General features: G+C 72.6%; 26 protein-coding genes. 17 read left to right on the forward strand and 9 right to left on the reverse strand.

Features of this window, described 5'->3' with window-relative positions; genetic code table 11:
* Positions 1 to 123: 123 nt before the first annotated feature.
* The 6 genes from TBR22_RS04605 (at position 124) to TBR22_RS04630 (ending at position 5,604) form a co-directional block, all read left to right on the forward strand.
* Positions 124 to 906, forward strand: a complete 783-nt coding sequence (locus TBR22_RS04605) for a 3-ketoacyl-ACP reductase (RefSeq protein WP_239491780.1) — start codon at positions 124 to 126, stop codon at positions 904 to 906.
* Positions 906 to 1,757 (forward strand): sugar phosphate isomerase/epimerase, encoded by an 852-nt coding sequence (locus TBR22_RS04610; RefSeq protein WP_239491781.1) that lies wholly within the window; start codon positions 906 to 908, stop codon positions 1,755 to 1,757. The genes TBR22_RS04605 and TBR22_RS04610 overlap by 1 nt, the downstream gene beginning before the upstream one ends.
* A gap of 23 nt (positions 1,758 to 1,780) precedes the next feature.
* Positions 1,781 to 2,560 carry an enoyl-CoA hydratase/isomerase family protein gene (locus tag TBR22_RS04615; protein WP_239491782.1) on the forward strand — a complete coding sequence of 260 codons (780 nt, stop codon included), beginning with the start codon at positions 1,781 to 1,783 and terminating at the stop codon, positions 2,558 to 2,560.
* 82 nt (positions 2,561 to 2,642) lie between these two features.
* Positions 2,643 to 4,172 (forward strand): acyl CoA:acetate/3-ketoacid CoA transferase, encoded by a 1,530-nt coding sequence (locus tag TBR22_RS04620; protein ID WP_239491783.1) that lies wholly within the window; start codon positions 2,643 to 2,645, stop codon positions 4,170 to 4,172.
* Between the two features lie 132 nt (positions 4,173 to 4,304).
* Positions 4,305 to 5,165: a dienelactone hydrolase family protein gene (locus TBR22_RS04625; protein WP_239491784.1), complete on the forward strand. Its 861-nt coding sequence runs from the start codon at positions 4,305 to 4,307 to the stop codon at positions 5,163 to 5,165.
* A 67-nt stretch (positions 5,166 to 5,232) separates the two neighbouring features.
* Positions 5,233 to 5,604 carry a VOC family protein gene (locus TBR22_RS04630; protein ID WP_239491785.1) on the forward strand — a complete coding sequence of 124 codons (372 nt, stop codon included), beginning with the start codon at positions 5,233 to 5,235 and terminating at the stop codon, positions 5,602 to 5,604.
* Positions 5,605 to 5,776: 172 nt separating this feature from the next.
* Here TBR22_RS04630 and msrB read toward each other — a convergent pair whose 3' ends face one another.
* Both msrB and TBR22_RS04640 read right to left on the reverse strand, forming a co-directional pair.
* The gene (gene msrB / locus TBR22_RS04635) at positions 5,777 to 6,229 is read right to left on the reverse strand and encodes a peptide-methionine (R)-S-oxide reductase MsrB (protein ID WP_239491786.1); all 453 of its coding nucleotides are present in this window, start codon (positions 6,227 to 6,229) and stop codon (positions 5,777 to 5,779) included.
* A gap of 148 nt (positions 6,230 to 6,377) precedes the next feature.
* Positions 6,378 to 7,337, reverse strand: coding sequence for a LysR family transcriptional regulator (locus TBR22_RS04640; RefSeq protein WP_239491787.1), 960 nt, complete (start codon positions 7,335 to 7,337; stop codon positions 6,378 to 6,380).
* Positions 7,338 to 7,435: 98 nt separating this feature from the next.
* Here TBR22_RS04640 and TBR22_RS04645 point away from each other — a divergent pair, with 98 nt between their 5' ends.
* The 4 genes from TBR22_RS04645 (at position 7,436) to TBR22_RS04660 (ending at position 10,648) form a co-directional block, all read left to right on the forward strand.
* The gene (locus TBR22_RS04645; protein WP_239491788.1) at positions 7,436 to 7,975 is read left to right on the forward strand and encodes a cupin domain-containing protein; all 540 of its coding nucleotides are present in this window, start codon (positions 7,436 to 7,438) and stop codon (positions 7,973 to 7,975) included.
* 232 nt (positions 7,976 to 8,207) lie between these two features.
* Positions 8,208 to 9,056, forward strand: coding sequence for an OmpA family protein (locus tag TBR22_RS04650; protein WP_239491789.1), 849 nt, complete (start codon positions 8,208 to 8,210; stop codon positions 9,054 to 9,056).
* Between the two features lie 237 nt (positions 9,057 to 9,293).
* Positions 9,294 to 10,052: a hypothetical protein gene (locus TBR22_RS04655; RefSeq protein WP_239491790.1), complete on the forward strand. Its 759-nt coding sequence runs from the start codon at positions 9,294 to 9,296 to the stop codon at positions 10,050 to 10,052.
* 29 nt (positions 10,053 to 10,081) lie between these two features.
* Positions 10,082 to 10,648, forward strand: coding sequence for a hypothetical protein (locus tag TBR22_RS04660; protein ID WP_239491791.1), 567 nt, complete (start codon positions 10,082 to 10,084; stop codon positions 10,646 to 10,648).
* A 2-nt stretch (positions 10,649 to 10,650) separates the two neighbouring features.
* Here the strand turns inward: TBR22_RS04660 and TBR22_RS04665 are convergent, their stop codons facing one another.
* Genes TBR22_RS04665 through TBR22_RS04680 form a run of 4 tightly spaced genes read right to left on the reverse strand, consistent with a single transcriptional unit; the run spans position 10,651 to position 15,223 of the window.
* Positions 10,651 to 11,943: a CotH kinase family protein gene (locus TBR22_RS04665; RefSeq protein WP_239491792.1), complete on the reverse strand. Its 1,293-nt coding sequence runs from the start codon at positions 11,941 to 11,943 to the stop codon at positions 10,651 to 10,653.
* Between the two features lie 7 nt (positions 11,944 to 11,950).
* Positions 11,951 to 13,243, reverse strand: a complete 1,293-nt coding sequence (locus tag TBR22_RS04670; RefSeq protein WP_239491793.1) for an OprO/OprP family phosphate-selective porin — start codon at positions 13,241 to 13,243, stop codon at positions 11,951 to 11,953.
* Positions 13,240 to 14,139: a phospholipase D-like domain-containing protein gene (locus TBR22_RS04675; protein WP_239491794.1), complete on the reverse strand. Its 900-nt coding sequence runs from the start codon at positions 14,137 to 14,139 to the stop codon at positions 13,240 to 13,242. Before TBR22_RS04675 ends, TBR22_RS04670 begins: the two co-directional genes overlap by 4 nt.
* On the reverse strand, positions 14,108 to 15,223 hold the full coding sequence (locus TBR22_RS04680; RefSeq protein WP_239491795.1) for an STAS domain-containing protein: 1,116 nt from the start codon (positions 15,221 to 15,223) through the stop codon (positions 14,108 to 14,110). The genes TBR22_RS04675 and TBR22_RS04680 overlap by 32 nt, the downstream gene beginning before the upstream one ends.
* A gap of 240 nt (positions 15,224 to 15,463) precedes the next feature.
* Between TBR22_RS04680 and TBR22_RS04685 the strand changes: the two genes are divergently transcribed.
* From TBR22_RS04685 to TBR22_RS04715, 7 genes are read left to right on the forward strand one after another with little or no spacing between them, the layout of a single operon-like run.
* On the forward strand, positions 15,464 to 16,201 hold the full coding sequence (locus tag TBR22_RS04685) for a hypothetical protein (RefSeq protein WP_239491796.1): 738 nt from the start codon (positions 15,464 to 15,466) through the stop codon (positions 16,199 to 16,201).
* On the forward strand, positions 16,198 to 17,232 hold the full coding sequence (locus tag TBR22_RS04690; protein WP_239491797.1) for a hypothetical protein: 1,035 nt from the start codon (positions 16,198 to 16,200) through the stop codon (positions 17,230 to 17,232). Before TBR22_RS04685 ends, TBR22_RS04690 begins: the two co-directional genes overlap by 4 nt.
* Complete coding sequence (locus tag TBR22_RS04695) at positions 17,229 to 18,719, forward strand: radical SAM protein (protein ID WP_239491798.1); 1,491 nt, start codon at positions 17,229 to 17,231, stop codon at positions 18,717 to 18,719. Before TBR22_RS04690 ends, TBR22_RS04695 begins: the two co-directional genes overlap by 4 nt.
* 1 nt (position 18,720) lies before the next feature.
* On the forward strand, positions 18,721 to 20,118 hold the full coding sequence (locus TBR22_RS04700; protein ID WP_239491799.1) for a B12-binding domain-containing radical SAM protein: 1,398 nt from the start codon (positions 18,721 to 18,723) through the stop codon (positions 20,116 to 20,118).
* Positions 20,115 to 20,891: a class I SAM-dependent methyltransferase gene (locus TBR22_RS04705; protein WP_239491800.1), complete on the forward strand. Its 777-nt coding sequence runs from the start codon at positions 20,115 to 20,117 to the stop codon at positions 20,889 to 20,891. The genes TBR22_RS04700 and TBR22_RS04705 overlap by 4 nt, the downstream gene beginning before the upstream one ends.
* Entirely contained in the window at positions 20,888 to 21,580 is a 693-nt protein-coding gene (locus tag TBR22_RS04710; protein ID WP_239491801.1) for a methyltransferase, read from the forward strand. Before TBR22_RS04705 ends, TBR22_RS04710 begins: the two co-directional genes overlap by 4 nt.
* The gene (locus TBR22_RS04715; RefSeq protein ID WP_239491802.1) at positions 21,577 to 23,112 is read left to right on the forward strand and encodes a B12-binding domain-containing radical SAM protein; all 1,536 of its coding nucleotides are present in this window, start codon (positions 21,577 to 21,579) and stop codon (positions 23,110 to 23,112) included. Before TBR22_RS04710 ends, TBR22_RS04715 begins: the two co-directional genes overlap by 4 nt.
* Here the strand turns inward: TBR22_RS04715 and TBR22_RS04720 are convergent.
* The 3 genes from TBR22_RS04720 to TBR22_RS04730 are packed head-to-tail and all read right to left on the reverse strand — an operon-like array spanning position 23,075 to position 26,077.
* Positions 23,075 to 24,265 (reverse strand): nucleotidyltransferase family protein, encoded by a 1,191-nt coding sequence (locus tag TBR22_RS04720; protein ID WP_239491803.1) that lies wholly within the window; start codon positions 24,263 to 24,265, stop codon positions 23,075 to 23,077. The two genes, TBR22_RS04715 and TBR22_RS04720, sit on opposite strands and share 38 nt — an antisense overlap.
* A gap of 37 nt (positions 24,266 to 24,302) precedes the next feature.
* Positions 24,303 to 25,181 (reverse strand): FkbM family methyltransferase, encoded by an 879-nt coding sequence (locus tag TBR22_RS04725; RefSeq protein ID WP_239491804.1) that lies wholly within the window; start codon positions 25,179 to 25,181, stop codon positions 24,303 to 24,305.
* On the reverse strand, positions 25,178 to 26,077 hold the full coding sequence (locus tag TBR22_RS04730; RefSeq protein ID WP_239491805.1) for an FkbM family methyltransferase: 900 nt from the start codon (positions 26,075 to 26,077) through the stop codon (positions 25,178 to 25,180). The genes TBR22_RS04725 and TBR22_RS04730 overlap by 4 nt, the downstream gene beginning before the upstream one ends.
* Between the last annotated feature and the right edge of the window lie 11 nt (positions 26,078 to 26,088).

The raw sequence follows: 26,088 nt of genomic DNA on the forward strand, positions 1-26,088 counted from the left end.
CCGGGGTGGTCGGGCGACTCGCCCCATGCGTCGGCCAAGGCCGACGCCTACACCTGCTGATTGGCACGGTGGTCGGCATGGGCTTGGCGCACGGTCGGGCTGTGGGCAAGAATCGACGCCACCGTGCCTGCCACGTCCCACCGACCTGTCGCGATCGTCACCGGCGCCGCGCGCGGCATCGGGCGGGCGTGCGCGCTGGCGCTCGCCGCCGGTGGCTTCGACATCGTGTTGGCGGATCTCGTGCTCGACGATCCACTGCGCGAGACGTGCCGCGAGGTCGAGGGGCTCGGCGTCGAGGCGGCGGCGATCGCCATCGATGTCGCGCGGATCGAGCAGCACGAGGCGCTGGTCGGTGCGGCCGTGTCGCGCTGGGGCCGTCTCGATTGCCTCGTGAACAACGCCGGCGTCGGCGTGCGGTCGCGCGGCGACCTGCTCGACGTCACGCCCGAGAGCTTCGACCGCTGCCTGGCGGTCAACACGCGCGCGGTCTTCTTCCTTTCGCAGGTCGCCGCACGCCACATGCTGGCGCAGGGCGAGATCGCCGGCCAGCACCGCAGCATCGTCAACGTCACCTCGAGCAACGCCGTGGCCGTGTCCATCGCGCGCGGCGAGTACTGCGTGTCGAAGGCCGCATCGAGCATGACGACGCAGTTGTTCGCGCTGCGGCTCGCGGACGCCGGCATCGGCGTGTACGAGGTGCGCCCCGGCATCATCGCCACCGCCATGACGCAGCCGGTCCGAGCCCAGTACGACGAGGCGATCGCAGGCGGCCTGGTGCCGGCACGCCGTTGGGGCCAGCCGGAGGACGTCGCATCCACGGTGCGGGCGATGGCCGAGGGACGACTGATCTACACGGTCGGACAGGCCGTCACCGTCGACGGTGGGCTCACGGTGCCGAGATTCTGATGCGCGACCTCCGACAGCACCGGGAGGCCCTCGCGCTCAACACCGCGACGCTCGGCCATCGCAGCCCGATCGAGGAGGTCATCGACCGGTGCGCCGAGGCCGGCTTCGGGGCGATCGCGCCGTGGCGACGCGATCTCGATGGGCGCCGCCCGGCCGACGTGGCGGCCCGCCTGCGCGACCGGGGACTCGTGGTGACCGGGTACTGTCGCTCCACGTACTTCACGCACGCCTCGGAGTCCGAGCGTCGCGCGGCCATCGACGACAACGCCCGGGCCCTCGACGAGGCCGCCGAGCTCGGCGCCGTGAGCTTCGTGCTCGTGGTCGGCGGCGTGCCGGAGGGCCTGCGGGACATCACTGCGGCGCGGCAGCAGGCCATCGACGGCGTGGGCGCGCTGCTCGAGCGCGCTCGCGCAGCGGGCGTGTCGCTGGCGATCGAGCCGATCCACCCGATGGGCGCGGCGGCGCGCGCCGTGGTCAACACGCTCGCGCAGGCGCTCGACTGGTGCGACGTGCTCGACCCCGAGCGTGCCGGCGGGCTCGGCGTGATGGTCGATGCGTACCACGTATGGTGGGATCCCGCGCTCGAGACGGGCATCACGCGGGCGTGCCGTGACGGGCGCGTGCTCGGCTACCACGTGTCGGACTGGTTGCGCGAGACGCGAGATCTCGTCACCGATCGCGGCATGATGGGCGACGGCGTGATCGAGCTGCGGCGGATCCGCGGGCTGCTCGAGGACGCCGGGTACACCGGGCCGGTGGAAGTCGAGATCTTCTCGGCGACCGACTGGTGGGTGCGTCCCGAGCGCGAGGTGCTCCAGACCTGCATGTCGCGCCTGCTCGACGTCTGCTGAGCGGTGCACACGGAGTGGCCACCATGACTCACGACACGACGGTTCTCGTCACGCGGCACGAGCGATGGCTCGAGATCGTGCTCAATCGTCCCGAGAAGGGCAACGCGCTGACGATGCCGATGCTCGCGGCGATCGGCACGGCGGTCGACGACGCCGCGCGCGACCGTGACCTGCGGGCCGTGGTGCTGTGTGCGGCCGGCGAGCGGCACTTCTGCACCGGCGGCGACATCGCGGCGTGGGGCAGCCTGTCGCCGCTCGACATGGCGCGCGAATGGATCGAGCGTGGCGCCGACGTCCTGGCGCGCATCGCCGCCCTGCCGATGCCCGTCCTCGCGGAGATCAACGGCCACACGATTGGGGGCGGGCTCGAACTGGCGCTCGCCGCCGACCTGCGCGTCGCCGTGGCCGGCGCGACGTTCGGGACGCCGGAGGTCGGGTTGGGCATGATCCCGGGGTGGGGCGGCGTGGGACGGCTGGCGGAGGTCGTCGGGCCCGGTCGTGCCGCGCACCTCACCCTCCTGGGCACGCCCATCAGCGCCGAGGAGGCTCTTTCCTGGGGCCTGGTGACGGCGGTCGCGCCCGACCACGCCGCCCTCGTCGCGCAGCGTGCAGCCTGGGTGGAGACGCTCTGTGGCCGAGCGCCGGTGGCCGTGGCCCTGGTGAAGGGCCTGCTCGCCGCATCCCGCCGCGACATGCGGCACCAGCATGCGTCGGCAGCCGCGCAGGCCGCTGCCACCGACGACTGCCGCGAGGGGGTCCGCGCCTTCGCCGAGAAGCGCCGCCCCGCGTTCACGAACACGTGACCGACTCCCGGCTCCCGACTCCCGACTCCCGACTCCCGACTCCCGACTCCCGACTCCCGACTCCCGACTCCCACACAGTCCCATGTCCGCCACGCGATTCCTGTCTGCCGATGAGGCCGCCTCGCTCGTGAACGACGGCGCCACCGTCGCCGTCAGCGGCAACGGCGCCGGCATGATCTCGGCCGAGGCCATCCTCGCGGCGCTCGAGCGCCGCTTCCTCGCCACCGGACACCCACGCGACCTCACGCTGGTGCACTCGCTCGGGCTGGGCGACCGCGAATCGCGGGGCACCAACCGGCTGGCGCACGAAGGCATGTTGCGGCGGGTGATCGCGGGGCACTTCACGTGGTCGCCACGCATCCAGCAGCTGGTGCGCGACGAGAAGATCGAGGCCTACTGCCTGCCGGGCGGCGTCATCCAGCACCTGCTGCGCGAAATCGGCGCCGGCCGGCCAGGCCTGTTCACCCACTCCGGACTCGGCACGTTCGTCGACCCGCGGCACGACGGCGGACGCTGCAACGCGCGCAGCCGTGACACGCTCGTCGAGCTGCTGACCATCGACGGCCGCGAGGTGCTGCATTACAAGCCGTTCAGGGTCGACGTCGCGATCGTCCGCGGCACCTTCGCCGACGCGCGTGGCAACGTCAGCCCCGAGGGCGAGGCCATCGACATGGACGTGCACTCGATGGCGCTCGCCGCGCACAACAGCGGCGGCATCGTGCTCGCGCAGGTGCGGCAGGTGGTCGAGCCTGGCGCCCTGCACGCGCGGCACGTACGCATCCCCGGCATCATGGTCGACGCGGTGGTCGTCGATGCAGGGCAGGAGCAGTTCTACGGCCTCGGCTACGACGACACGGTGAGTGGCGCGCGGCGTGCGTTGCTGCGCCAGGGTGACGTGGCGCTGCCCGACAGGCTCGAACGCCGGATCGTGGCGCGACGTGCCGCGATGGAACTGCGCGAAGGGGCGTCGCTCAACTTCGGGTTCGGCATGCCGGGTGGCATCTTCGGCGTGATTGCGGAGCAGGGCCTCGGCCCGACGCTGTGGATGAGCGTCGAGCAGGGCACCCACAACGGCGCGATGCTCGACGATCGGTTGTTCGGCGCCGCGCGCAACGCCGACGCCATCGTGCCGTCGGTGGAGCAGTTCGACTACTACAGCGGCGGTGGCATCGACATCGCCTTCCTCGGCATGGGCGAGGCCGACGCGGCCGGCAACGTCAACGTGTCGCACCTCGGCGGCACGCTGATCGGCCCGGGCGGCTTCATCGAGATCGCGCAGAACGCCAAGAAGGTCGTGTTCTGCGGCGCCTTCGACGCGCAGGGATCGCGCATCGCGTTCGCCGACGGGCGACTGTCGATCGTCGCGCCCGGCAAGGTCCGCAAGTTCGTGGAGCGCGTCGACCGGATCACGTTCAGCGGCGAGTACGCGCGGCGCAACGGGCAGGAGGTGCTGTACGTCACCGAGCGCGCGGTGTTCCGTCTGACGGCCGCCGGCCTGGCGCTGATCGAGATCGCGCCAGGGCTCGACCTCGACCGCGACGTGCTCGCGCACATGGACTTCCGTCCAGACACCTCGGACGTCGGCCGGATGCCCCAGGACGTGTTCAGGTAGCCTGATCCGCCGCGCGCCGGCGTCGGCGCTCGCCACGAGTGGTGGCGCCCGTCGGCTCCGATCGGTGCTATCTCAGGGTAGGATGCGACACTGGCCGCGCGTGGCGCCCGGCCGTCAGTCGGGAGATCTGCGATGTGTGATCAGGACCAGTTCGAGCACGATCGGCTCGAGTACGAAGCGCGCGGCCTGGTGACGCGGCGCCAGTTCGGGGTGCTGCTCGGCGCCGGCGTGTCGATGATGCTGCCGCGCGTCGCCGGTGCGGTGACCGTGACCCAGAGCGACGTGAGCATCACGACGCCCGACGGCACGTGCGATGCCTTCTTCGTGCACCCGGCCACCGGGCAGTCGCCCGCCGTGCTGGTGTGGCCCGACATCTTCGGGCTGCGTCCGGCGTTCCGGCAGATGGGCACGCGGCTGGCCGAGTCGGGCTACGCCGTCCTGGTCGTCAACCCGTTCTATCGCGTCAAGAAAGCCCCGACCGCCGAGCAGGGCGGCGCGACGCCGATCGACCAGGTGCGGCCGCTCGCGCAGGGCCTCAACGAGGCCACGCACATGACCGACGCGAAGGCCTTCATCGCCTGGCTCGACCAGCAGAAGCCGGTCGCGCGCGGTCGCAAGGTCGGCACGCAGGGCTACTGCATGGGCGGCCCCATGGCGTTCCGCACCGCGGCGGCCGTGCCCGATCGGGTCGGCGCCGTGGCCTCGTTCCACGGTGGCGGCCTGGTGACGCAGGCGCCCAACAGCCCGCACCTGCAGGCGGCGGCGACCCGCGCGCAGTTCCTGGTCGCGATCGCCGAGAACGACGACAAGCGCGCGCCCACCGAGAAGGACGCGCTGCGCGAGACGTTCACGAAGGCGAACCTGCCCGCCGAGATCGAGGTATACGCCGCGGCGCACGGCTGGTGCCCGCCTGATTCCCGCGTGTACAACGAGCCACTGGCCGAGAAGGCGTGGGCCCGCCTGCTCGCGCTGTACGCCAAGGCCCTGGTGTAAGGCAGACAACCGCACGGCCGCGCGTCCCGCGCGGCCGTTGTCCCGAAGGACGACATCGATGGCCGAGATGAATCCAGTCGGATGGTTCGAGATCTACGTGCAGGACCTCGATCGGGCGCGGCGCTTCTACGAGCAGGTGATGCAGGTGTCGCTGCAGCCGATGCCCGATCCGTCGGGCGAGGGCGTGGAGATGCTCGCCTTCCCCATGGACTCGCAGGGCCCCGGCGCATCGGGGGCGCTGGTCAGGATGGCTGGCGTCCCGTCGGGCGGCAGCACGCTGGTGTACTTCGTCTGCGAGGACTGCGGCGAGACTGCCGAGCGCGTCGCCGCCGCCGGCGGCACCGTGCATCGCCCGAAGATGTCGATCGGCCAGTTCGGATTCATCGCGCTGGCGATCGACACCGAAGGCAACATGATCGGGCTGCACTCGGGCAAGTGAGGCCTGACGGTCGATAACGCCGAACGCTGAACGCCGACCGCCGACCGCCGAACGCCGAACGCCGAACGCCGAACGCCGAACGCCGAACGCCGAACGCCGACCGTCGGCCGCCCACCGCCGGTCGGCATCTCCCCGCACGTAGCCGTCGACCTTCAGGTCGACGGTGGGGACGTCAGGGGAGGTCGGTGAGCTTGTCGAGCGCCACCGCGTTCATGCAGTAGCGAAGGCCGCTCGGCGCCGGGCCGTCCGGGAACACGTGCCCGAGATGGGCATCACAGGTCGCGCAGGTGGTCTCGACGCGCACCATGCCATAGGAGTGATCGGCGGTGTAGGCGATCACGTCCGGCTCGACCGGCTGCGTGAACGACGGCCAGCCGGTGCCCGACTCGAACTTGGTCGCGGCGTCGAACAACAGCGTCCCGCAGCACACGCAGGCATAGCGACCGGGCTCGAACCGGCTGCACATCTCGGAGCTGAACGCGCGCTCGGTGCCGTGCTGGCGCGTCACATGGAACTGCTCCGGGCTCAACTGCGCCCGCCACTCCTCGTCGGTGCGCTCGACGCGTCGCGCCGGCGCGGGGTTGCCGTCGCGGGCGCGGGCGAGTACGTCTCTCCAGGTCAGCACGTGTCAGGCTCCCATGCCAGCCTCGTGGCTGGCCGACGACTCGACCCACCCCGCGTGCGACCAGGCGCCGGCAGCGGGACCATCGACGTCACCTGTCCTTGATAGCACAGCGCGGCGCCCGCGCCGGCCGAGCCAGCCCGGGCGAGCCTCAGTTGCGCCGGCGGCGAGCGGCGCGGCGGGGCGCCGCCGCCGGGGCAGGCACGGGCGCGTCGGCGTCCGGAGCGCCCTGCGCCAGCCGCTGCGCGCAGGCCACGACCGCCTGTACGAGCGGGTTGGCGTCGGTCCGCCGCCAGCACGCGGCGACGATGGCCGGACCGAGGCCGCGCACCGGCCGCGTCACGACGTCGCGCCACGGCAGCGCGTCGGTCACCGACGCCGGACAGGCCGCCACGGCGCGGCCCGCCCGCACGGCGGCGAACAGATCCTCGAAGCCCGTGACGTGCGCGCCGATCCTCGGCGGGCGTCCCTGGCGCACCTCGGCGAGGGTCCAGAAGTCCCGCGCGACCGAATCCATGTCGTCAACCCAGACGAACGGTTCGGCCGCCAGGGCCTCGGCTTCGACCAGCCCCGACGCGGTGAGCGGATGGTCGGCCGGCAACACGGCGACCCGCGCGTCGGCAAACAGCGGCGCGCAGGCGACGTCACGCTCGTCGAACGGCCGCCACACGAGGGCGACGTCGGTCTCACCGGCGCGCACGCCGCCGGTCGGATCGTCGAAGGCGACGTTCCGCATCGTCACGTCGATGTGCGGGTACTCGGCGGCCAGGGCACGCAGCAGCCGCGGGGTGAAGTCGAGTGGCGCCGTGGCCAGCAGGCCCAGGACCAACGAACCACGCTCGGCCCCGGTCGCCTGCCGTGCCTGATCCAGCGCCGAGGCGACGCCCTGCAGGGCGGCGGGCACGTGGGTCAGCAACGTCTCCCCAGCCGGTGTCAGGGCGACGTGCCGGGTGGTGCGCGTGAACAGCGTCACGCCGAGGTCGTCCTCGAGTTGACGGATGCGGGTGCTGAGCGCCTGCTGCACGACATGCAGCCGCGCCGCCGCGCGCGTGAAGTTCAGCTCCTCGGCCAGGACGACGAATGCCTGCAGGTGCCGGAGTTCGACACTCACCACGGAGGATTGTAGGTGCAACCACGACAATCTGTTTCCCTGGCCGCAGGCGTGCCGCGTACCGTCGGGTCGTGCTTGTCGCACGAGGAGGTTCCGACATGACGACCCTGATCACGCCTGCCGCCCCGCTCACGCCCAGCCCCGCCGCCGTCGACTGGCACATGGGGGCGCTCATGACCTGGCACGTCACTGCGGCCGACAGCGCCGGCGCCCTGTCACTCGGGGAGGTGCTCGTGCGGCAGGGCGGCGAGCCGCCCCTGCATGTCCACGCGCACGAGGACGAGACCTGGTTCGTGCTCGACGGAGCCGTGCTCTTCCAGCGCGGGGCCGAGCGACTCCTCGCCTCGGCCGGCGATGCGGTGCTGATGCCACGTGGCATCGCACACGGCTTCGCCGTGCTCACGCCGACGGCGCGCCTGCTGCACGCCTACACGCCGGGCGGCCTCGACGAGGCGTTCCGGGCGGTGAGCACGCCGGCTGAATGGCCGGGGCTTCCGGAGGCGCCTGGCGTGCCCGACGCCGCCGTGCTCGAACGGATGGCGGCGGTGTTCGGCGCGCACGGCGTGACGTTCGTCGGGCCGCCCCTGCCGGTGGTGATCGCGGCCGAGGACGGCGGCGGCCATCCTCCACGCCAGTGATCGCGGCGACTGCCCCGTCGGTCGCCGCGGCCGCACGGAAGGCGCGGCGCATGTCGGCGGCCGACGACGCCGTGCCAGCGTCGCGCGGGTGAGTCCCGGGCATCCGAGGGATCTTCCGGAACGGTTGCGGAATCGTCCTCAGTCGCCGCTGCGGCCGAGCGAGCGCACGCAGGTGGCGAGTGCGCGCCGCGCGGCACCGATCTTGCGGCCCGAGACGTGAGGAGGGTCTCCCATGACGTCCTCATCGTTGCGTTCGCCGTTGCTGGCCATCGGCCTGCTGTGCGGCCTTCCAGTCCTTGCCGCGGCGCAGGCCCCGCCCGACGCCGACGTGAAGGACTGCAAGGACCATCCGCTCTTCACGCGCATGGCCGACACGCACATCGTCTCCTGCAGGGCGGTGGAGTTCGACAGGTTCGCGTTCCGCACGGGGAAGGGCGTCGAGACCCCCGTCGAGGGGCGCAAGTTCGAGGTCCGGTACAAGATCGCGACCGGCAAGGCCTCGCCCGGGCCGCTGGCGATCATCCGCAACCACCAGCAGGCGATCGCGCGGATCGGCGGCACCACGAAGTACGAGGATGCGCGGTACACGACGCTGCAGGTGACGGCCCAGGGGCAGGAGGTCTGGACGCAGGTCGACACCGCGTGGGGCGGCGGGTACATGCTCACCATCATCGAGAAGCAGGCGATGACGCAGCAGGTGGTCGCCAGCGCGGAAGCGTTCAAGGCCGGCCTGGCCACCAGCGGTCACGTGGAGGTGCCGGGCATCTTCTTCGACACGGGGCAGGCCGTGTTGAAGCCGGAGTCGACGGCCGCCGTGGCCGAGGTCGCCTCGTTGCTCAAGGCGAGCCCGGCCCTCAAGGTGTTCGTGGTGGGCCACACCGACAACGTCGCCTCCCTCGACCTCAACACGAAGCTCTCGCAGGCGCGCGCCGATGCGGTGGTGCAGGCTCTGGTGTCGACGCACGGCATCGCGGCCTCCCGCCTCGTGGCCCGCGGCGTGGGGCCACTCGCCCCGGTGGCCAGCAACGACGCCGAGGACGGCCGCGCGAAGAACCGGCGCGTCGAGCTCGTGAAGCAGTAGATCGTCGACGCCACGGGCGTTCTGCCTGCCCGGTGCCCGGTGCCCGCTGGCCGGCGCCCGCTACCCGGTGCCCGGTGCTCGGTGCCCGGTGCCGGCTGCCCGGTGCCCGCTGCTCGGTGCCCGGTGCCCGGTGCCCGGTGCCCAGTGCCCGGTGCCCGGTGCCCGGTGCCCGGTGCCCAGTGCCCGGTGCCCGGTGCCCGGTGCCCGGTGCCCGGTGCCCGGCATATAGTGCGTCGCATGTCGCCTCTGCCCTCCGACCTCGCGACGCTTGCCGCCGCCATCGCGGCGCGCGACGAGCGGCGCGGGCTGCTGATCGCGTTCGAGGGGCCCGACGGCGCCGGCAAGACGACGCAGCAGCGCCTGCTGCGCACCTGGCTGCAGAGCCGCGGGCACCAGGTGGTCACGACGCGATGGGCCTCGTCGCCGCTCGTGAAGCCGCTGATCACGGCTCGCGCGCGGCTCCGCGTGCTGTCGGCAGAGGAGTACTCGCTGCTGCACGCCGTCGACTTCCGGCATCGGCTCGAGACCGTCATCCTGCCCGCGTCGTGGGCGGGCCAGACCGTGCTCGCCGACCGGTACCTCTTCACGGCGCTGGCGCGCGACGCCGCGCGCGGCCTCGAGCTCGACTGGCTGCTGCAGGCGTACGCGCCGCTGGTGTGGCCCGACCTCGTGATCTACTTCGCGCTCGACGCCGGCGACTCGCGCCGGCGCGTGGCGGCGACGCGCGCGCCACGCTTCTACCAGGCCGGGCAGGACGTCACGGGCCTGGCCGATCCCGTGGCGAGCTACTCGCGGTTCATCGAGCGCGTGATCACCGACTACGAGAACCTCGCGGTGATCTTCCGCTTCGTCAAGGTCGATGCGGCGCAGCCCGTGTACCGGTTGCACCAGCAGGTGCGCGAACTGGTCGAGGGCGCCGACCGTCGTCCCTGGTCCACGCACAGCGCCGAGGCGCTCACCGAATGGCTGCAGCGGCACCCCGACCTGCTCGACTGATCGCGGTCGACGCGACACGCGGCGGCGACGTGCGTACCGAGGCGGCGCGCCTTGCCGACGACCTGCGGGCTCGCGGCGTGGACTGCGCCATCAGTCGATGGGATGCCTCGGGCGTCTTCGAGGACCTGCTCGGCGGGCCGGCAGCGGCGCACCCGGTGTCGCCGAGGATGCTCGCGCTGCTCTATGCCGCCGATCTCGTGTTCAGGTTGCGCTGGGAGATCGCGCCCGCGCTGGCCGAGGGCCGGGTGGTCATCGCGGCGCCCTACGTCGACACGGCGGTAGCGGTCGGCGTGGGCTTCGGCCTGCCGGACACGTGGTTGCGCGAGGTGCTGCGTTTCGCTCCGACGCCCGATGCCAGGCGTGCCGCCCGGGAACGCCGGCCTCGCAAGGGCTGGCGACGCAGGCCCGATCGGGGCTATGCGGAGTGCTGCACGACCCTGCTGTCGCACGCGCCGTCAGGGGTGTGCCGGCGTCGGGCCCGCCGCACCGCGATGGCCTGGATGGAGGCGCTCGCTGCCGAGGGGGGCGCGCTGTCGCGCCGCCGCCTGCTGCGCCTGGTCATCGACGGTGACGGCCAAGACGCTCGCAGGCCGTGAGCCTACTGCGGACACCCCTCCGGTAACGGCGCGCCCGTGGCTCGCGCGGCCTCGCACGTCACGTACGTGATGCGTGCCGTGGGGAAGGCCAGGAGTGCCTCGCGGGCGGCGGCATGCTCCTCGTTGCTGTACGGCTTGGACGTGTCCTCGCGCATCGGCGCGGCAATCAGGTCGAGCTGACGACGCATCTCGGCGAGCAGCCAGCCCTCGGCCTGGCCTTCGTCGACCTGCGCGGCCGAGACGGCGGCTTCGTTCAGCGTGGCGAAGTACTGCGATCGCCACGCCGACGAGGCGAGGAGCTTGCGCACGAGCACGTTCTCGTCGTGCCGCAGGGTGAGCGGGAAGTCCGGCGTCTCGAACGCGTTGTCCTCGTCCCAGGCGATGCACACGTGCCTGGTGCCGTCCTCGACCCGGTAGAAGTAGAAATTGTTCATGCCGTCGTACCCGGTGAATCCGTCGGGCTCGGCCACGAAGTTCTGCGCCGCGAGGTAGCGCACCAACGCCGGCAGGTCCAGGCGCGCCTCGAGCGCGGCGGGCAGCGCCGCCGCCGGCGTGTCGTTGGTGACGCGCACCAGTTCCTCGATCGGCCCCCACTTCTCGGCGTCGCTCCTGCTCTCCTTCGTCTTGGCGTCGAAGCGCTCGGCGTAGGCCGCGAGATCGCTGCCGAGATACTCGAACCGCCACGGCGATCCGACGATGTAGTTGTACTCGAACAGGTAGCCGTCGTTCTGGACGTTGCCGTCGATCTCGCCGAACACGCGCGCCAGCAGGTCCTTGTCGACCGCCTCCACCACGCCGTAGAGCCCCACCAGCTGGTTGTTCACGTAGAGCCGCGTGAAGGACTCGCGTGGCGCCGGGACGCCCATCCGCGCGTAGAACCGCATCGTCACCGACTCCTTCACACCCGATGGGTCCTGCGTGAGGTTGTCGAGCACGAAGGACTTCAGGCCGAGGAAGGTCTGATCGGACGCATAGCGGTCGAAGTCGACGCGCAGGCCGGGCTTGGCGGCGCTGCGCGACCCCAGGCCGCGCGAACGGATGCCGACGTTGCGCACGGTGAGGCCGTTCCAGCGCATGTCGGCCGGGTAGTAGGTGTTCTCCTGGAAGTTCTCCTGCAGCTTCGCCCAGTCCTGCGAGTTCACCAGCAGATCGATGCGCTGGACGGCTGCCGGGTTGAAGAAGTCGTCGGTGGTCTGGGCGTGCGAGGTCCCGGCGAGCAGCGCCACCAGCGCGCAGAGGACCAGGAGCCAACGACGACCGATGGACGCGACGCGCGTGGGGTGCCCGTTCGCCATGGTGTCCTCAGAATACGACTTGCAGCCGCAGGACGCCCGACCAGAATGCGGTCTCGCCCTCCTTCGGCGTGCGCTCGGCGTCGGTGAAGTCCTCATGGATCGCGTTGGCGACCACCTTGACGTGCGGCATGACGTACCAGTTCACGCCCCCCGTCCAGATCCGGTCGCGGTTCTCCAGCAGGTGCTCGGCGCGGGGGTTGCGCAGCGGCGTGCCGTCCTTGCTCGCGCTGCCGAACCCCAGCTCCTCGTACCGCAGCGCCAGCTCGATGGCGCCCGGGCCGCCGTGCAGCACCGACCGCTTCATGCTGATGCTGTCGTCCTTGTCCTGCCCGGTGACGATCCACGTGCCGTAGGCATACCAGCCGGTGCCGAGGAAGTCCGACAGGTCGACGTCGCCCAGGCCCTGGCGCAGGCGATCTTCCCGCGTCTGCATCCACTCGGCGCGCAGGCCGAAGGGGCCGGGCGTCCAGTCCAGCTCGAGCCCGAGGCGCTGCCGGCGCCCCTTCACGTACACCGGGCCGAAGTAGTCGAACCCGTAGGGCGTCTCGCCACGCAGGCTGTTGAGGCCCTCCGGCAGGTTGCCGGTCGTGTAGGCGACGCCGACGCGCAGCGACCGCAGGGCGGCCTCCTTGCCGACCAGCGGCCGGAGCACGGCAGCGGTGACGCGGCCGCCGAAGGTCGGGCCGAGGTCATCCTCGGCACCCTCGACGAACTGCGGCTCCGACAGCTTGCCGATGTCGCCGTCGGTGTCGAACAGGCCGGCCTCGTAGGTGAGTCCGCGGCCGAAGAACCGCCCGTGCGCCATCGCGCCCCGATCGCGCGCCGGGGTGAGCTGCGTGGAGGCGCGGGCGCGGTAGACGAAGTCGATCTCGGTGCGCCCGAAGTTCTGCTCGAGCCCGAACGGGATCTTGAAGCGGCCGCCGCGCACCTGGAGCGCATCGAAGGTGCCCCAGTTCAGGTACACGTCCTTCCAGTCCTTCCACTCGCCGTCCTCGTCGAACTCCCGCTCGACCTCGAAGTCGAGGTGCCGCGTCAGCTTGCCCTTGACGCCGAGGCGGGCCACGTCGAGGTCGTAGAGGTCCTCGTCGACGTCCGGGTCGAAGCCGCGCCAGTCCATCACCAGGCGCGTGCGGAGCCCCACGTAGATGTCGTCGCCGAAGATGACGGCCGGACGGTCGTCCTTCCAGCCGAAGCCGCGCCGGTCCGGCGCCGGCGCGGCGGTCGACTGCGCGAGCGCGGCGGGCGCCCCGGCGATCAGCAGGGCGGCGAGCGTGAGGACGAGGGCGGGCGTGGGCGTCACGACGGGTCTCCCGGAAGGCGGCGACACCGCGCCCCGGCCTGCCCGGCCAGGGTGCGGACGCCCGCGGCGAGGGGCTGCACGAGCGCGGGGTCGTCGACGATCAACGCCACCTCGCGGCGGAAGTCGAGGCTGAGCGTGGAGAGCGCGAGGCTCCCGACGAGTGCCCGCGCCTCGTCGACCACCATCAGCTTGCCATGAGCGACCAGCGGCGGGGGGAGATCCTTGCCCACGACGGTCACCTCCACGCCCGCGGCGCGGCGCTCGCGCAACAGCGTCACGACGTCCGGGTCGGCCAGCTTGTGGTCCAGGATGGCAATCGAGCGGCGTGCGCCGCGAATCAGGCCGTGGACGTCGCGCCGGCTGCCTTCGGGGCCGACCACGACGCGTCGGCTGAAGTCGCGGTCGAACACCGGCGGGAGCCCGGCCGCATCCGCGTCGAAGAGGCCCAGCAGGCTGCGCGCGACCGAGGCGTCATTGGTGGTGACCACCGCGTCCCACGTGCGCGTGAAGCACTTGCGGGTCGGGTTCAGGGTCATCACGAGCGACGTGCTGTCGTCGGCGACCAGGTACTTGGCGTGGTACTTGACGACGGGATCGGCGAACCAGGCGACGGTCGCCCCCATCCCGGCCAGCGAGGCGTGCAGCCTCGAGAGGGCCTTGCGCCCGCGCCGGGCCCGGCGTGTCAGGAGGGCCTCGACCTTCACGCCCCGCCGAACCGCCGCCGCCAGTGCCTCCACGACGCCCTCGTCGTCGCAACGGAACAGCGACAGGACCAGCCGGCGGCGGGCGCCTGCGATCGCGCGCAGCAGCGCCTCGCGGCGCGCGGCAGGCGCCAGCGCGACCGACTCGGTGATCGACGAGGCGTCAGCCGCGCTTGGGCGGCGACCAGGAGACATGCTTGATGCTCGCCCGGCCATCGGCCATCAGCTGGGCGCTGAGGTCCTCGATGGAGTCGCCCGGGCCCAGGTTGGTCAGGTAGCGCGCCGTGGCCTCGTCGCCCTGCGAGACCTCACGGGGCTCGAACACGATGCCGTTGATGGCAAACACCTGGTGGATGTGCGACATCGGCAGCTCGCGGCCCTCGGCCACGATCTCGACGAGCATGCTCCTCGGCCGGTCGGCGCTCAGCAGGTTCAGCATCGGCAGCAGCGCACACAGGAACAGCGTGCCCAGCCCGGCGACCGCGAAGGCGCCCAGGCCGGCCGCCATGCCCAGGCCCATCAGGATGAACAGGATGGTGATGTCGCGCGCGTCCTCGACGGGCGTGCGGAAGCGGATGACGCTGGCGGCGCCGGCGATGCCGAAGGCGCGTGCCAGGTTGTTGCCGATCAACACCATCATCAGCGCGCCCGACACGCAGAGCAGCACCTGCGCCTGATCCATCGTCGGGTTGGGCGAGCGGTCGCTGCGGTTCTGGCGGTGGACCACGGTCACCAGCATGCCGATCAGCGCCGAGGCCACCAGCTTCGCGAGCTCGAAGAGCGGGTGGTCGAAGCCGCCCGGCGGGGACGCCACGAAGGGGGAGCCGGCGGCGGGCGCCGTCGCCGTCGGCAGGCCCAGCGTCGGCCACACCATGCCGGTCCCCACCAGCCCGACGCCGACCACGAGCACGCCGGTGAGGGTCAGGATCCGATCCCAGCGAACGTCCTGCGCCTTGGCGTCGGCGACCGAGTCCTTGACCTCGAGGACGCCGTCGAGCAGCGACAGGGTCAGCACCTCCCGGACGTGCGGGTTGGGACTGATCAGCGTGAAGCGGCGATTGAGGCGCTGCGCGGAGGTGTGGCCACGAACCAGCGCCCGGACGCCGGCGCTGTCGGCGGTCGGCACGGCCCGCAGGTCGACGACGACGTGGCGGTAGCCCTCGCGGAAGAGGCCCTGGATGCGGCGCTCGAGTTCCTCGGCGGGACCGCCGGCAACGAGCGCTTCCTGGGGCGAGAGCACCAGGCGCGAGCCTGGTGCGTGGGACTGGCTGGTGGCCATGGCCTGGATGGGTGCACGAACGGTAACACGTTTTCGGCGGTGCGCAGCCAGCGCCGCCGGGCGCCGCCGTGCAACGCCTGGCTGCCGGTGTGGCCGGGGCACGGCGCGCCGGTTGACTCGCGAGAAATTTGCCGATACAAGTGATGCCATCACGGCTCGACCAGCACGGGGAGTTGGCAGCGCCGTGGGTGATCGCACCCTCGCCCCACCGGGTACGGGCCGCGTGCGCCCAGCGAGCTCATGACCCGTACGCCCTTCTTCTGGTTCCTGATCTACGTGCACACCGCGTTCGGCGCGGCCGTGCTCGGCGCGTCGATCGCCGCCGCGCGCGCCCGCCGCGGCAGCGCCGCCCACCGCCGTGCGGGTTGGTGGTTCGTGCAGGCGATGGCCGGCCTGTTCGTCACCACGGCCCTGATGGCGTCGATCCGCTACACGTTCTTCCTGTTCGTCATCGGCTACGCGGCGTGGTACGCGTCGCACCAGGCGTGGCTGGGCGTGGCGGGGCGGGAGGACCGGCCGTACCTGGCCGGCCCACTCGCGACGCGCGTGCAGCACGATCTCGCCGTGATCCTCGGCGTGGCCCTGATGGCGTCGGCCGTGGCGATGCTCGTGCAGCGCACGTGGCCGATCACGCCGTACGGGCTCGGCCTCGGCGTCGCCTTCGCGTGGGGTGGCGTGCTGGCAGGCGTCGGCGGACTGGCGCGCGCCGGACGACTGGATCGCCTGCCGCGGCGGTCCCGTCACGCGACGCTCACGACGATCGCGGTCACGGCCGCGTGGAGCGAGTTCGCCGCCGACGTCACGGTGCACTTCGTTCCAGCCACCGTCGTGTGGCTCGTCGCCTGGGTGACGCCGGCGCTGCTCGCCGCCTGGCGACTGCACCTCCGCATCGACATCCCTGCGAGCCTGCTCGCCTGCCTGCGGACCGGCCAGGCGCCGACGCCGGCGTGGCCCGCGGCTCGGGTGTCGCGCCCATGACGATGGCATCGCCGGGGTTCCTGCCGCCGCACGACCCCTTCGGGCGCACGGCGCCACTCGCGTACGAGCTCGAGGTGCCGGTCCTCGGCGTGCCGATGCGGATCAGGAGCAACGCCGCACAGGCCATCGCCCACGCGGAGCTGACCTACGGCGCGTGGCACGGCCTGCCGGCCCACCTCGTCGAGCCTCGGGCCGCGGCGTGCTTCGACATCGTCGTCCATCCGCGCACCGACGACATGCTGGCTCCGCTCGCGTATCGCAGGCACGGGCCGGTCTTCATGGCCGCCGCCGGCGCCGTGATGGTGTCGGTTCTGCTCGAGGCCGACCACGCGGTGGCGTTCGTTCCTGCGCAGGCGCTCGACCAGCGCGAATGGTTCACGGTCAACGTGCTCGGGCTCGCGTGGATGCTGGCCAGCCGCCGGCGCCGCGTGCCGCTGCACGCGGCCGTGGTGGAGGGCGCCTCGCGAGCCCTGCTGCTGCTGGCCGACAGCGGCGTGGGCAAGTCCACCCTCGCGTACGCGTGCGGCCGCGCCGGCCTGCGCGTGCTGACCGAGGACACCGTGTTCGTGGACGCGGAGGGCGGGACGCCCCGCCTGTGGGGCGCACTCCCGTGCCACTGGCTGTCGCCCGACACCGCAGCCGTCTTCCCGGAACTGGCCGACCATCCGGTCGTCGTCCGCGCCAACGGCAAGTCCCGCATCCGCGTGCCCGTGGCCGGGGCTCCGGTCCTCACCAGCGTCGCGCCGGTCACCGCCGTCCTGATCGTCCCGGGCGGTGACGAGCCCGTCCTCGAGCGTCTCGCCGGCGACACCCTGGCCGACATCGTCGCTGCCGATCGCACCGAGGGGTTCGACCAGTATCCCGAGGCGCGCCCGGCGGTGATTGCATGGCTGCGCCGCCAGCCGGCGTACCGGTGCACGCGGGGCGCCGATCCACGGGCGACCGCCGCCCTGCTCTCGGCCCTCGCGGACGAGGCGCCCGCGGTCACCCCGGCATCCACCCTCCTCCCACTGGTCACTTCGATCCCGTGACAGACGTCCTGCTCGCCACCGCCAACTTCATGGCGCTCGATCCCAAGCAGCGCCGCAAGTCGCGCCCGTATCCGCCCCTCGCGGCGCTGTACGCCGCCAGCCTGCTGCGGCAAGGCGGGCTGCAGGTCGGTCTCTTCGACGCCACCCTGCAACCCGACGAAGGGGCGTTCGCCGCCTGCCTCGAATCGCATCGTCCGCGCCTGGTGGTGCTCTACGAGGACAACTTCAACTTCCTGTCGAAGATGTGCCTCGACCGCATGGCCGACGCCGCGTTGACGATGGCGGCGATGGCGCGCGCGGCGGGCGCGACGGTGGCGGCAGCAGGGCCGCACGTGACCGATCATCCGGGACGGTACCTGGAGCGTGACGTGCAGTACGCACTGGTGCGCGAACCTGACCGCACCACCGCCGAACTCGCGGCCATCCTGCTGGGCCGCGCGTCGGGGCGTCCGGAAGACGTCCCCGGTGTCGTCGTGGCCGACCCGACCACGCCTGGGAGGCTGCACTTCGCACCGGGCCGCGCACCAGAGCGGCAGCTCGACGCGTTCCCGGAGGCCGCGTGGGATCTCGTCGACGTCGAGGCCTACCGGCGCGTCTGGACGGCGGCGCACGGCTACTTCAGCCTGAACCTGGTGACCACCCGCGGGTGCCCGTTCCACTGCAACTGGTGCGCGAAGCCGATCTGGGGGCAGCGCTACGCGATGCACTCACCGGCCCGCGTGGCGGCCGATCTCGCCAGCCTGAAGGCGCGGTGCCGGCCCGATCACGTGTGGTTCGCCGACGACATCTTCGGGCTCCGCCCGGCGTGGGTCACCGAGTTTGCCAGGGAGGTCGCGGCGCGCGACGCCCGCGTGCCCTTCACGATCCAGACGCGGGCCGACCTGATGACGCCGGAGGCGGTGCACGGGCTCGCGCAGGCCGGCTGCGTCGAGGCCTGGCTCGGCGCCGAGAGCGGCAGCCAGCAGGTGCTCGATGCCATGGACAAGGGCACGACGATCGAGGAGATCGCGGTGGCGCGTCGTCGCCTCGGGGCGGCGGGCATCCGCGCCGCGTTCTTCATCCAGTTCGGGTATCCCGGCGAGGAATGGCCGCAGATCCAGGAGACGGTGGACATGGTGCGCCGCCTGCTCCCCGACGACATCGGCGTGAGCGTGACCTACCCGCTGCCGGGGACCGGCTTGTACGAGCGGGTCCGCCAGGAACTCGGCGCCAAGACCCAGTGGGTGGACAGCGACGACCTGGCGATGATGTTCCAGGGCACGTACACGAGCGAGTTCTACCGGCGCCTGCACGCCCTGCTGCACCGCGATCTCGACGTGCGTCGTGCCGGCGCGGCCGGGCAGGACGTGGCGGCAGAGGCGGCCGCGGTGCGTACGGCGTGGGACGCCCTCGAATGCGACGAGGCGAACCATCGCCGCGCCGATGTCGTGTCACTGGGCGCGCGCACGCCATCGCCGCGACCGGTCCTCGCCCTGGACGCCAACTGACGTGCCCGACGTCCTGCTCTCGCACGGCTACTTCCTCGCCGAGGACCCGAAGGAACAGCAGATCATGCGGCCGTACCCGCCGCTCGGGCTGCTGTACCTCTCGGCGTACCTCAAGCGCGCCGGATTCGGCGTCGAGATCTTCGACAGCACGCTGCGGACTCGCGCCGAGCAGTCGGCGACGCTGGCCTCGCGCGGCGCGCCGGTGCTCGGCCTCTACACGAACCTGATCACGCGCCGGTCGGTGCTCGACGTCGCGGCCGTCGCGCGCTCGCACGGCTGGACGGTGGTGCTCGGCGGTCCCGAGTCGGCCAACTATCCCCGCGAGTACCTGTCGCGCGGCGCGCACGTCGTGGTGCTCGGCGAGGGCGAGGTGACGATGGCGGCGCTGCTCGAGGCGCTGCCGACCCGCGGCCCGCACCGGCTGCACGAGGTGCCGGGCCTGGCCTTCCTCGACGAGGCCGGCGAGATGGTCGTCACCGCGCCACGGCCGCAGGTCGAGGATCTCGACTCGCTGCCGTGGCCCGACCGCGCAGCCATCGACCTGCCCGCGTACGTCGACATCTGGCGCACGCACCACGGCCGGGGCAGCGTCAACCTGATCACGGCCCGCGGCTGCGCCTATCGCTGCAACTGGTGCAGCCACGCGGTGTACGGCCACACGCATCGCCGTCGGCGACCTGAGGCGTGTGCCGACGAGGTCGCGCACATCCGCGAGGCGTACGCGCCGGACCAGCTCTGGTACGCCGACGACGTGTTCACCATCGACCATCGCTGGCTGAAGGCCTACGCGGAGGAGATCACCAGGCGCGGCCTCGCGCTGCCGTTCGAGACGATCTCCAGGGCCGATCGCATGCTGAAGGAGGACGTGTTCGAGGCGCTGGCCGCGCTCGGGTGCTCCCGCATCTGGATCGGCGCCGAGAGCGGCAGCCAGCGGATCCTCAACGCGATGCAGCGCGGCGTGACGCGCGAGCAGGTGCAGTGGGCGGCGCACGCCGCCCGCCGGCACGGCATCGAGGTCGGCATGTTCCTGATGTGGGGCTACGAAGGCGAGACCCCCGACGACATCGCCGAGACCGTCGACCTGGTCAAGCGGGCGCACCCGCACGTGTTCTTCACGACGCTCGCCTATCCGATCGCCGGAACCGGCTACTACCGCAAGGTCGCCGACCGCGTGTCGCTGCCCGTGCCCTGGGAAGACGCCACCGATCGTGACCACGTGATCGCCGGGCGCCGCGACCGCGCCTACTACGCCCACGCCGACCGCTGGCTGCGGCGCGACGTCGAGGCGCACCACCTCCGCGAGGCCGATCCCGGCCGCGCCTCCATGCTCGCCGCCGAGGCCGACGAGGCGCGTCGTGCGCTGCTGGCGGCGCACCACGCGGACGCGGCGAGGCCGTGACGACGACGGACGCGTTCGACGGACTGGCGGCCGACTACGACCGCGCCTTCACGCAGACCCGCATCGGGCGGTGGATGCGCGAGGCGACCTGGCGGCGCTGCGACGCGCTGTTCCCGGCGGGCGCGCGGGTCCTCGAGATCAACTGCGGCACCGGCGAGGATGCCGTCCACCTCGGACGGCGCGGCGTCCGCGTCGTCGCCACCGACGCCTCGCCCGCGATGGTGACGGTGGCCAGGCGGAAGGTCGAGGACGCGGGACTGGAGTCGGTCGTCGAGGTGGCGCTACGGCCCATCGAGGCCATCGGCGACGACCTCGGCGCCTTCGACGGCGTGTTGTCCAACTTCGGCGGCCTCAACTGCGTCGGCGACCTTGCGGCGGTGGCGACCCGGCTGGCCGGCGTGCTGCGCCCGGGAGGTCGGGCGCTCCTGTGCGTGATGGGGCCGCGTGTGCCCTGGGAGTTCGCGTGGTTCGCGATCCGGGGCGACCTGGCGCGCGCCCGCCGGCGTCGCCGCGGTGGCGTGACGTGGCGAGGCATGACCATCCACTACTACGCCGCGGCAGACGTGCGCGCCGCCTTTGCGCCGGGCTTCCGCGTGACGCGCACCTGGGCGCTGGGCGCCGTGATGCCGCCGCCCTTCGCCGAGGCGTGGGCGGTGACGCACCCGCGGCTGTCGGCAGGACTGGCGCGCCTGGAGCGTCGTCTCGAGACGGCCTGGCCGCTGCCCTCGCTCGCCGATCACGTGGTCGTCGAGCTCGAACGGAGGCCCGCGTGAACGCCTGGCGCCGGCTCGCCGTGCGCGCGGCGCTGCCCGTCCGCCGCCATTTCCTTCGTAAGCGGCTCGGCCGGTTGGTGTGCGAGGAGGTCGAAGGCATCAGCCTGGTCGTGCTGCCGACGGTCTTCAACGCGGCGGTGTTCGGCAGCAGCGACGTGCTGGTGCGGGCGTTGCGCGCCCACGCCCGCGTCAGCGGCGGTCCTCGCGGGCGCCTGCTCGACATGGGCACGGGCACCGGGATCGGTGCCGTCGCCGCGGCGCAACTCGGGTACGAGGTGGTCGCCGTGGACGTGAACCCCGACGCCGTGCGATGTGCGCGAATCAACGCGCTGCAGCACCGCGTGGAGGACCGGGTGCGTGCCGTCGAAGGCGACCTGTTCGCGCCGCTCGACGGGGAGCGGTTCGACGTGGTGCTCTTCAATCCGCCCTTCTTCGACGGAGCGCCGCGCTCGACCCTCGATCGCGCGTGGCGGAGCGTCGACGTGCCCGAACGGTTCGGCGCCGGATTGCCGGGCGCCCTGGCCCCGGGCGGGGTGGGCCTCGTCATCGTCTCGAGCCATGGCGGCCGCGAGCGGACCGAAGGCGCGTTGCGGCAGGCGGGCCTGCACGTCGACGCGTTTCTGGTGGAGGATCTCGGCTACGAGGTCGTCACCGTGCTCGCGGCGCGAGCCGAGGGGAGCGCCGCATGAGCAGGCCACGCGTGCTCCTGGTCAACCCCCGGATGTGCTCCCGCCGGAGCATGCGCCTGCCGTTGTCGTTGCTGTCGCTCGCCGCCGTGCTCGACGGGCGGTACGAGTACGAGATCCTCGACGGCAACCGCATCGGCGATCTCGACGCGGCCATCGCGGCCGCGCTGCAGCGGTCGCCGCGTGCCGTGGCCGCCGTCAGCGTGATGCCCGGGCCGCAGGTGGCGCCGGCGATCGCCGCGAGCGTGGCCATCCGCGCCCGGCGGCCCGACGTGCCGATCGTCTGGGGCGGGTACTTCCCGAGCCTCTACGCCGACGCTGCCATCAACGCGCCGTACGTGGATCACGTGGTGCGTGGCGCCGGCGAGGACACGCTCCTCGACCTGCTGGCGGTGTTGCCCGAGGCCGGCGGCGGCACGCCGTCGCCAGCCGTGGCGTCCGGCCTGGCCGGCATCGCGGGGCTCACGTGGAAGGGCGACGGCCGCGTGGTGCACAACGCGGCGCGCGCCTTCGTCGACCCCGATGCGCGCCCTCCGCTCCCGTACCACCGGCTCGAGGGCGTCCGCGAGTACCTGCGGCCCACGTACATGGGGGCGAGGACGGCGGTGCACCAGGCCGCCATCGGCTGTCGTTACCGCTGCAGTTTCTGCGGCGTCGTGTCGGTCTACAACGGGTTGACGCGGCTCGGCGGCGCGGCGCGGCTCGAGTCGGCCCTCGACACCCTTCGCGACGGCCTCGGCGCCGACGCGGTGCAGTTCTACGACAACAACTTCTTCGACAGCGAGGACGCCTCGATTGCGCTGCTCGAGGTGCTGGCGCGCGCCCGCCTGCCCTGGTGGTGCTACGCGCGGGCCGACACCATGGCGAAGTTCTCGGCGGCCACCTGGGGGCTGGTGCAGCGCAGCGGCCTCCGCATGGCCTACATCGGCGCCGAGGCGGGGAGCGACGCCGTCCTCCGGTCGATGAAGAAGGGCACGCGGGTCGAGCACACGCTGGAGGTTGCGGCGCGCTGCCGCGAGGCCGGCGTGGTGCCCGAGTTCTCGTTCGTGCTCGGCGGCCCCGACGACCCGGAAGCCGAGATCGAGCGCACCTTCACCTTCATCAGGCAGGTCAAGGCGCTCCATCCGCGCTGCGAGGTGATCCTCTACTTCTACAGTCCGACGCCGCAGCGCGACCGCGCCTGGGCCGATCGTGACGTCGCGCTGCTCCCCAGCCTGGCCAGCTACGGACCCGACGGCCCGCCGCTGCCGACGACGCCCGAGGAGTGGACGCAACCCGAGTGGATCCGCTACGTGTGCCACCAGGACGCGCCGTGGCTCACGCCCCGGATGCGGCGACGCGTCAGGGACTTCGCGCAGGTCCTGGGGTGCCGGTTCCCGACCGTGCAGGACCACCGCACGCCGGCCTGGGGCCGCGCGGTGCTCGCGGCGTTGGCGTCGTGGCGCTACGCGGGTCGGATCTACGGCCGCCCGGTCGAGCTCGAGCTGGCGCGCCGGCTCATTCCCCTGAAGCGGCCGGAGGTCGAGGGCCTGTGAGCCGGTCGAGCGCGCTGCGCACGTGCGTGCCCACCGCGCCGACAGCCGTCGCCTCGGCGCCGGACCCGAGGGCCACGCGGCCCGCCACCGCCTCGCGCAGGCGCCGCACCACGTGACGCGTCCCGGCCAGGCGCCACTCGCCGACGGCGGTTCGCCAACGCAAGGCGTCGCCTTCCATGACCCCGGGACGGGAGCGGATGGCGCGCTGCAGGCGAGCCGGCGGCGCCACGTCTGCCAACGCCACGAGTAACGACGGCGAGACGAGTCCGGGCACGTCGCGCTCGGCCAGGGTGGCGACCGCCCATGCCTCGACCGGCAGGTGCGCGCGCAGCGACGCGCGCGTCGAGTCGTCGGCGCCGAGGTGGCGCAGGTCGAGCAGCTGCGACACGCGCAGGCCCCGGCTGACCATCGCGGCCGCGCCGTGGAGCACGAGATGCAGCGCCAGCGCACCGGCCGACGGGGCGCGCAGCGAGAGGCCGTCCACCCGCGACGGCTGCAGGCCCTGGCGGTACGCGGTCGTCACGTCCCGCGCCACACCGAAGACGACCTCGCTGATGCGCGTGTGGACCTCGACGGGGCGAGGGTGATCCGGATGATCGCCGGCGGCGTCGGCGGGTCCGGCCCCGGCGGGCATGTACATGGCGTGCCGATCGACGTCGATGCACGCGTACCCGAGGCTGCGGAGCAGCGCGTCCCATCGCGCGGCGTCGTCGGGATCGACGAGCAGGTCGATGTCGGCCGAGGGGCGCCGCTCGGGATGGGCGTCCGCCGCGAGCCGCAGCCACGTGCCCTTGAGCGGCGACCACGACAGGTCCTCCGCGGCGGCCGCGTGCGCGATGGCGCCGAGGTCGGACCGCAGGCGCGTGCTGCGCTGCGCGATGCGCGTGGCCTCGAGCTCGAGCGCGTCGAGCGTCGCGGCGGTCCACACGCCGGTGGCCTGGCCGAGCAGGGGCTGCAGGTGGCCGGCGACGCCCTGGCAGCGCACGGCGAACAGCAGGTCGTCCTCGGTGGCGCGCGACTCGGCCAGGGCCGTCGCGACCGGCGCGATGGTCGCGTGCAGCACCGCGCGTCCGAGCGCACGAGACAACGCGCGGAAGGCGGGTCGGGCCATGCGGCGCTCGAGGGCCGCGCGCGCCCGCCAGTCGAAGTGCATGCGGCGCATTCTCGCACGCACGGCGTGAGGCCGCCCCTCAGCGCCGCGCGAGCCGACTGCGCCACCATGCGCGCCATCGCTCCCGACGGCCGGGGCGCGCCCAGTCCACCAGCCACGCGTCTGTCTGGCGCCGATCCCATCCCGCCTGACGATCGAGCACCGTGGCCGCGGTGCTGCCGTAGCCGGCCTGCGCGAGCACGGCCGCGGCTGCGACAGCCCGGGGCAGTTGGCCCGCCTCGCCGGCCAGCAGGCTGCCATGCGCGTACGTGGCGACGCCCTCGATCGACCACCGCGCGGGCTGCCCGCCGGCCACGGCAGGATCGACCCGCCGGGGATGGTCCCACGGGAACCGGCAATCGACGAGCCCGTAGCCGCGCGAGGCGAGCCACGCGTCGACATCGGCGTACACCGGCTGGTCGTGATAGACGGGGCGCAGCGCGACGGCTGTCCGCACGACCGTGATGCGGCCGGTGCGAAGCAGGCCGTCGGCGCCCCGCAGCGCGTCGAGCTCGCCGCCCTCGAGCGACAGCGACAGCAGCAGCACGTCGCGCACGCCTGCCTGCTCGGCCCACGCGTCGAGCGTGGTGGCCTGCACGTCGATGGCCTCGACGACCCGCCGTGCGTCGAGCCAGGCGGCGTGGTCGGCCATGTGGCCGTAGATCTCGTCGCAGGCGTCGAGGTCGAGCGACAGTCGCGTGCCCAGTGCCGGATCCTGGGTGCGCTTCCACGGCACCGTCCCGACGTGCGAGGCCAGGAGCGTCGCGCCCCGGGCGTCGCCGTGGTTGGACGGATGGCACACGTGCCAGGCGAGCAGGTCCGCGAGCGCGGGCAGCGGCGGTATCGTGCGCGCCGCGCCGCCGTGCACGCACGTCCACGGCCCGCTCGCCGCCAGGAGGTCCCGCGCCGCGCGGCTCATGCCGACCGGCGCCGCAGCCAGCGCAGGGCTCGACGTGGCAGCGCGGCATGGCGTCGCGCGCTCGCCGTCCACGCCGCCAGCGCGAAATCCACGTCGCGACGCGACAGGCCCGCATGACGGGCCAGCCAGGTCGCGGCCGTCCGCGGTTGACCGAGGTGCGCCAGGACCCGTGCGCCGGCAGCAGCCAGGTCGACGCGATCGGACGCGTCCCAGCATTCGGGACGCCATGCGAAGACGGCGTCGCCCACGGCCGTCCACCGCGGCGGCTCGGCATAGCGCGCGCCCAGGTGGTGTCCCATGCGCCGGTGGGGATGGAAATGGCAGTCCACGAGGCTGAAGCCGGTGTCGCGCATGAAGCGGTGCACCTCGGGAAACAGCGCCTGCCCGCGATACACCGGCAGGAAGCTCACCTCGCAGTACACGACGGCCACGTCCCCTGACCCGAGCAGCCCGTGCGCGCCGCGGAGGATGTCGAGTTCGGTTCCCTGCGTGTCGAGCTTGAGCAGGTGAACGCGTCGGACGCCGGCCTGCCGCGCCCACGTGTCGAGTGCGATCGTCTCGACCTCGCACGTGGCCACCGTCTCGATGGCGCGTGCCCAGGCGGGGTAGTCGAGCATGCGGCCGAAGTGCCGAGCGTATGCCTCGAGGTCCGGCGCCAGCAGGGAACTCATGCTCGGGTGTCGCGCCAGGTGCAGCGTGCGCCGGCCGTCCGCCGCGTCGAGGGCCCACGGCCAGGCACGCAGCGTCATGTCGTCGCGGGTCGACACCAGCGCGGCGCAGGCGACCGGGTCGGGCTCGAACGCGTGCACCTCGAGGTGAGCCTGCACGCCGGGCAGCAGGTGCCATCCGCCGCGCGCGCCGCCGTCGACGACCACCAGGCGCGGACGTTCCGTCACGACGGCCGCGC

The sequence above is a fragment of the Luteitalea sp. TBR-22 genome (assembly GCF_016865485.1).
Classification (GTDB): domain Bacteria; phylum Acidobacteriota; class Vicinamibacteria; order Vicinamibacterales; family Vicinamibacteraceae; genus Luteitalea.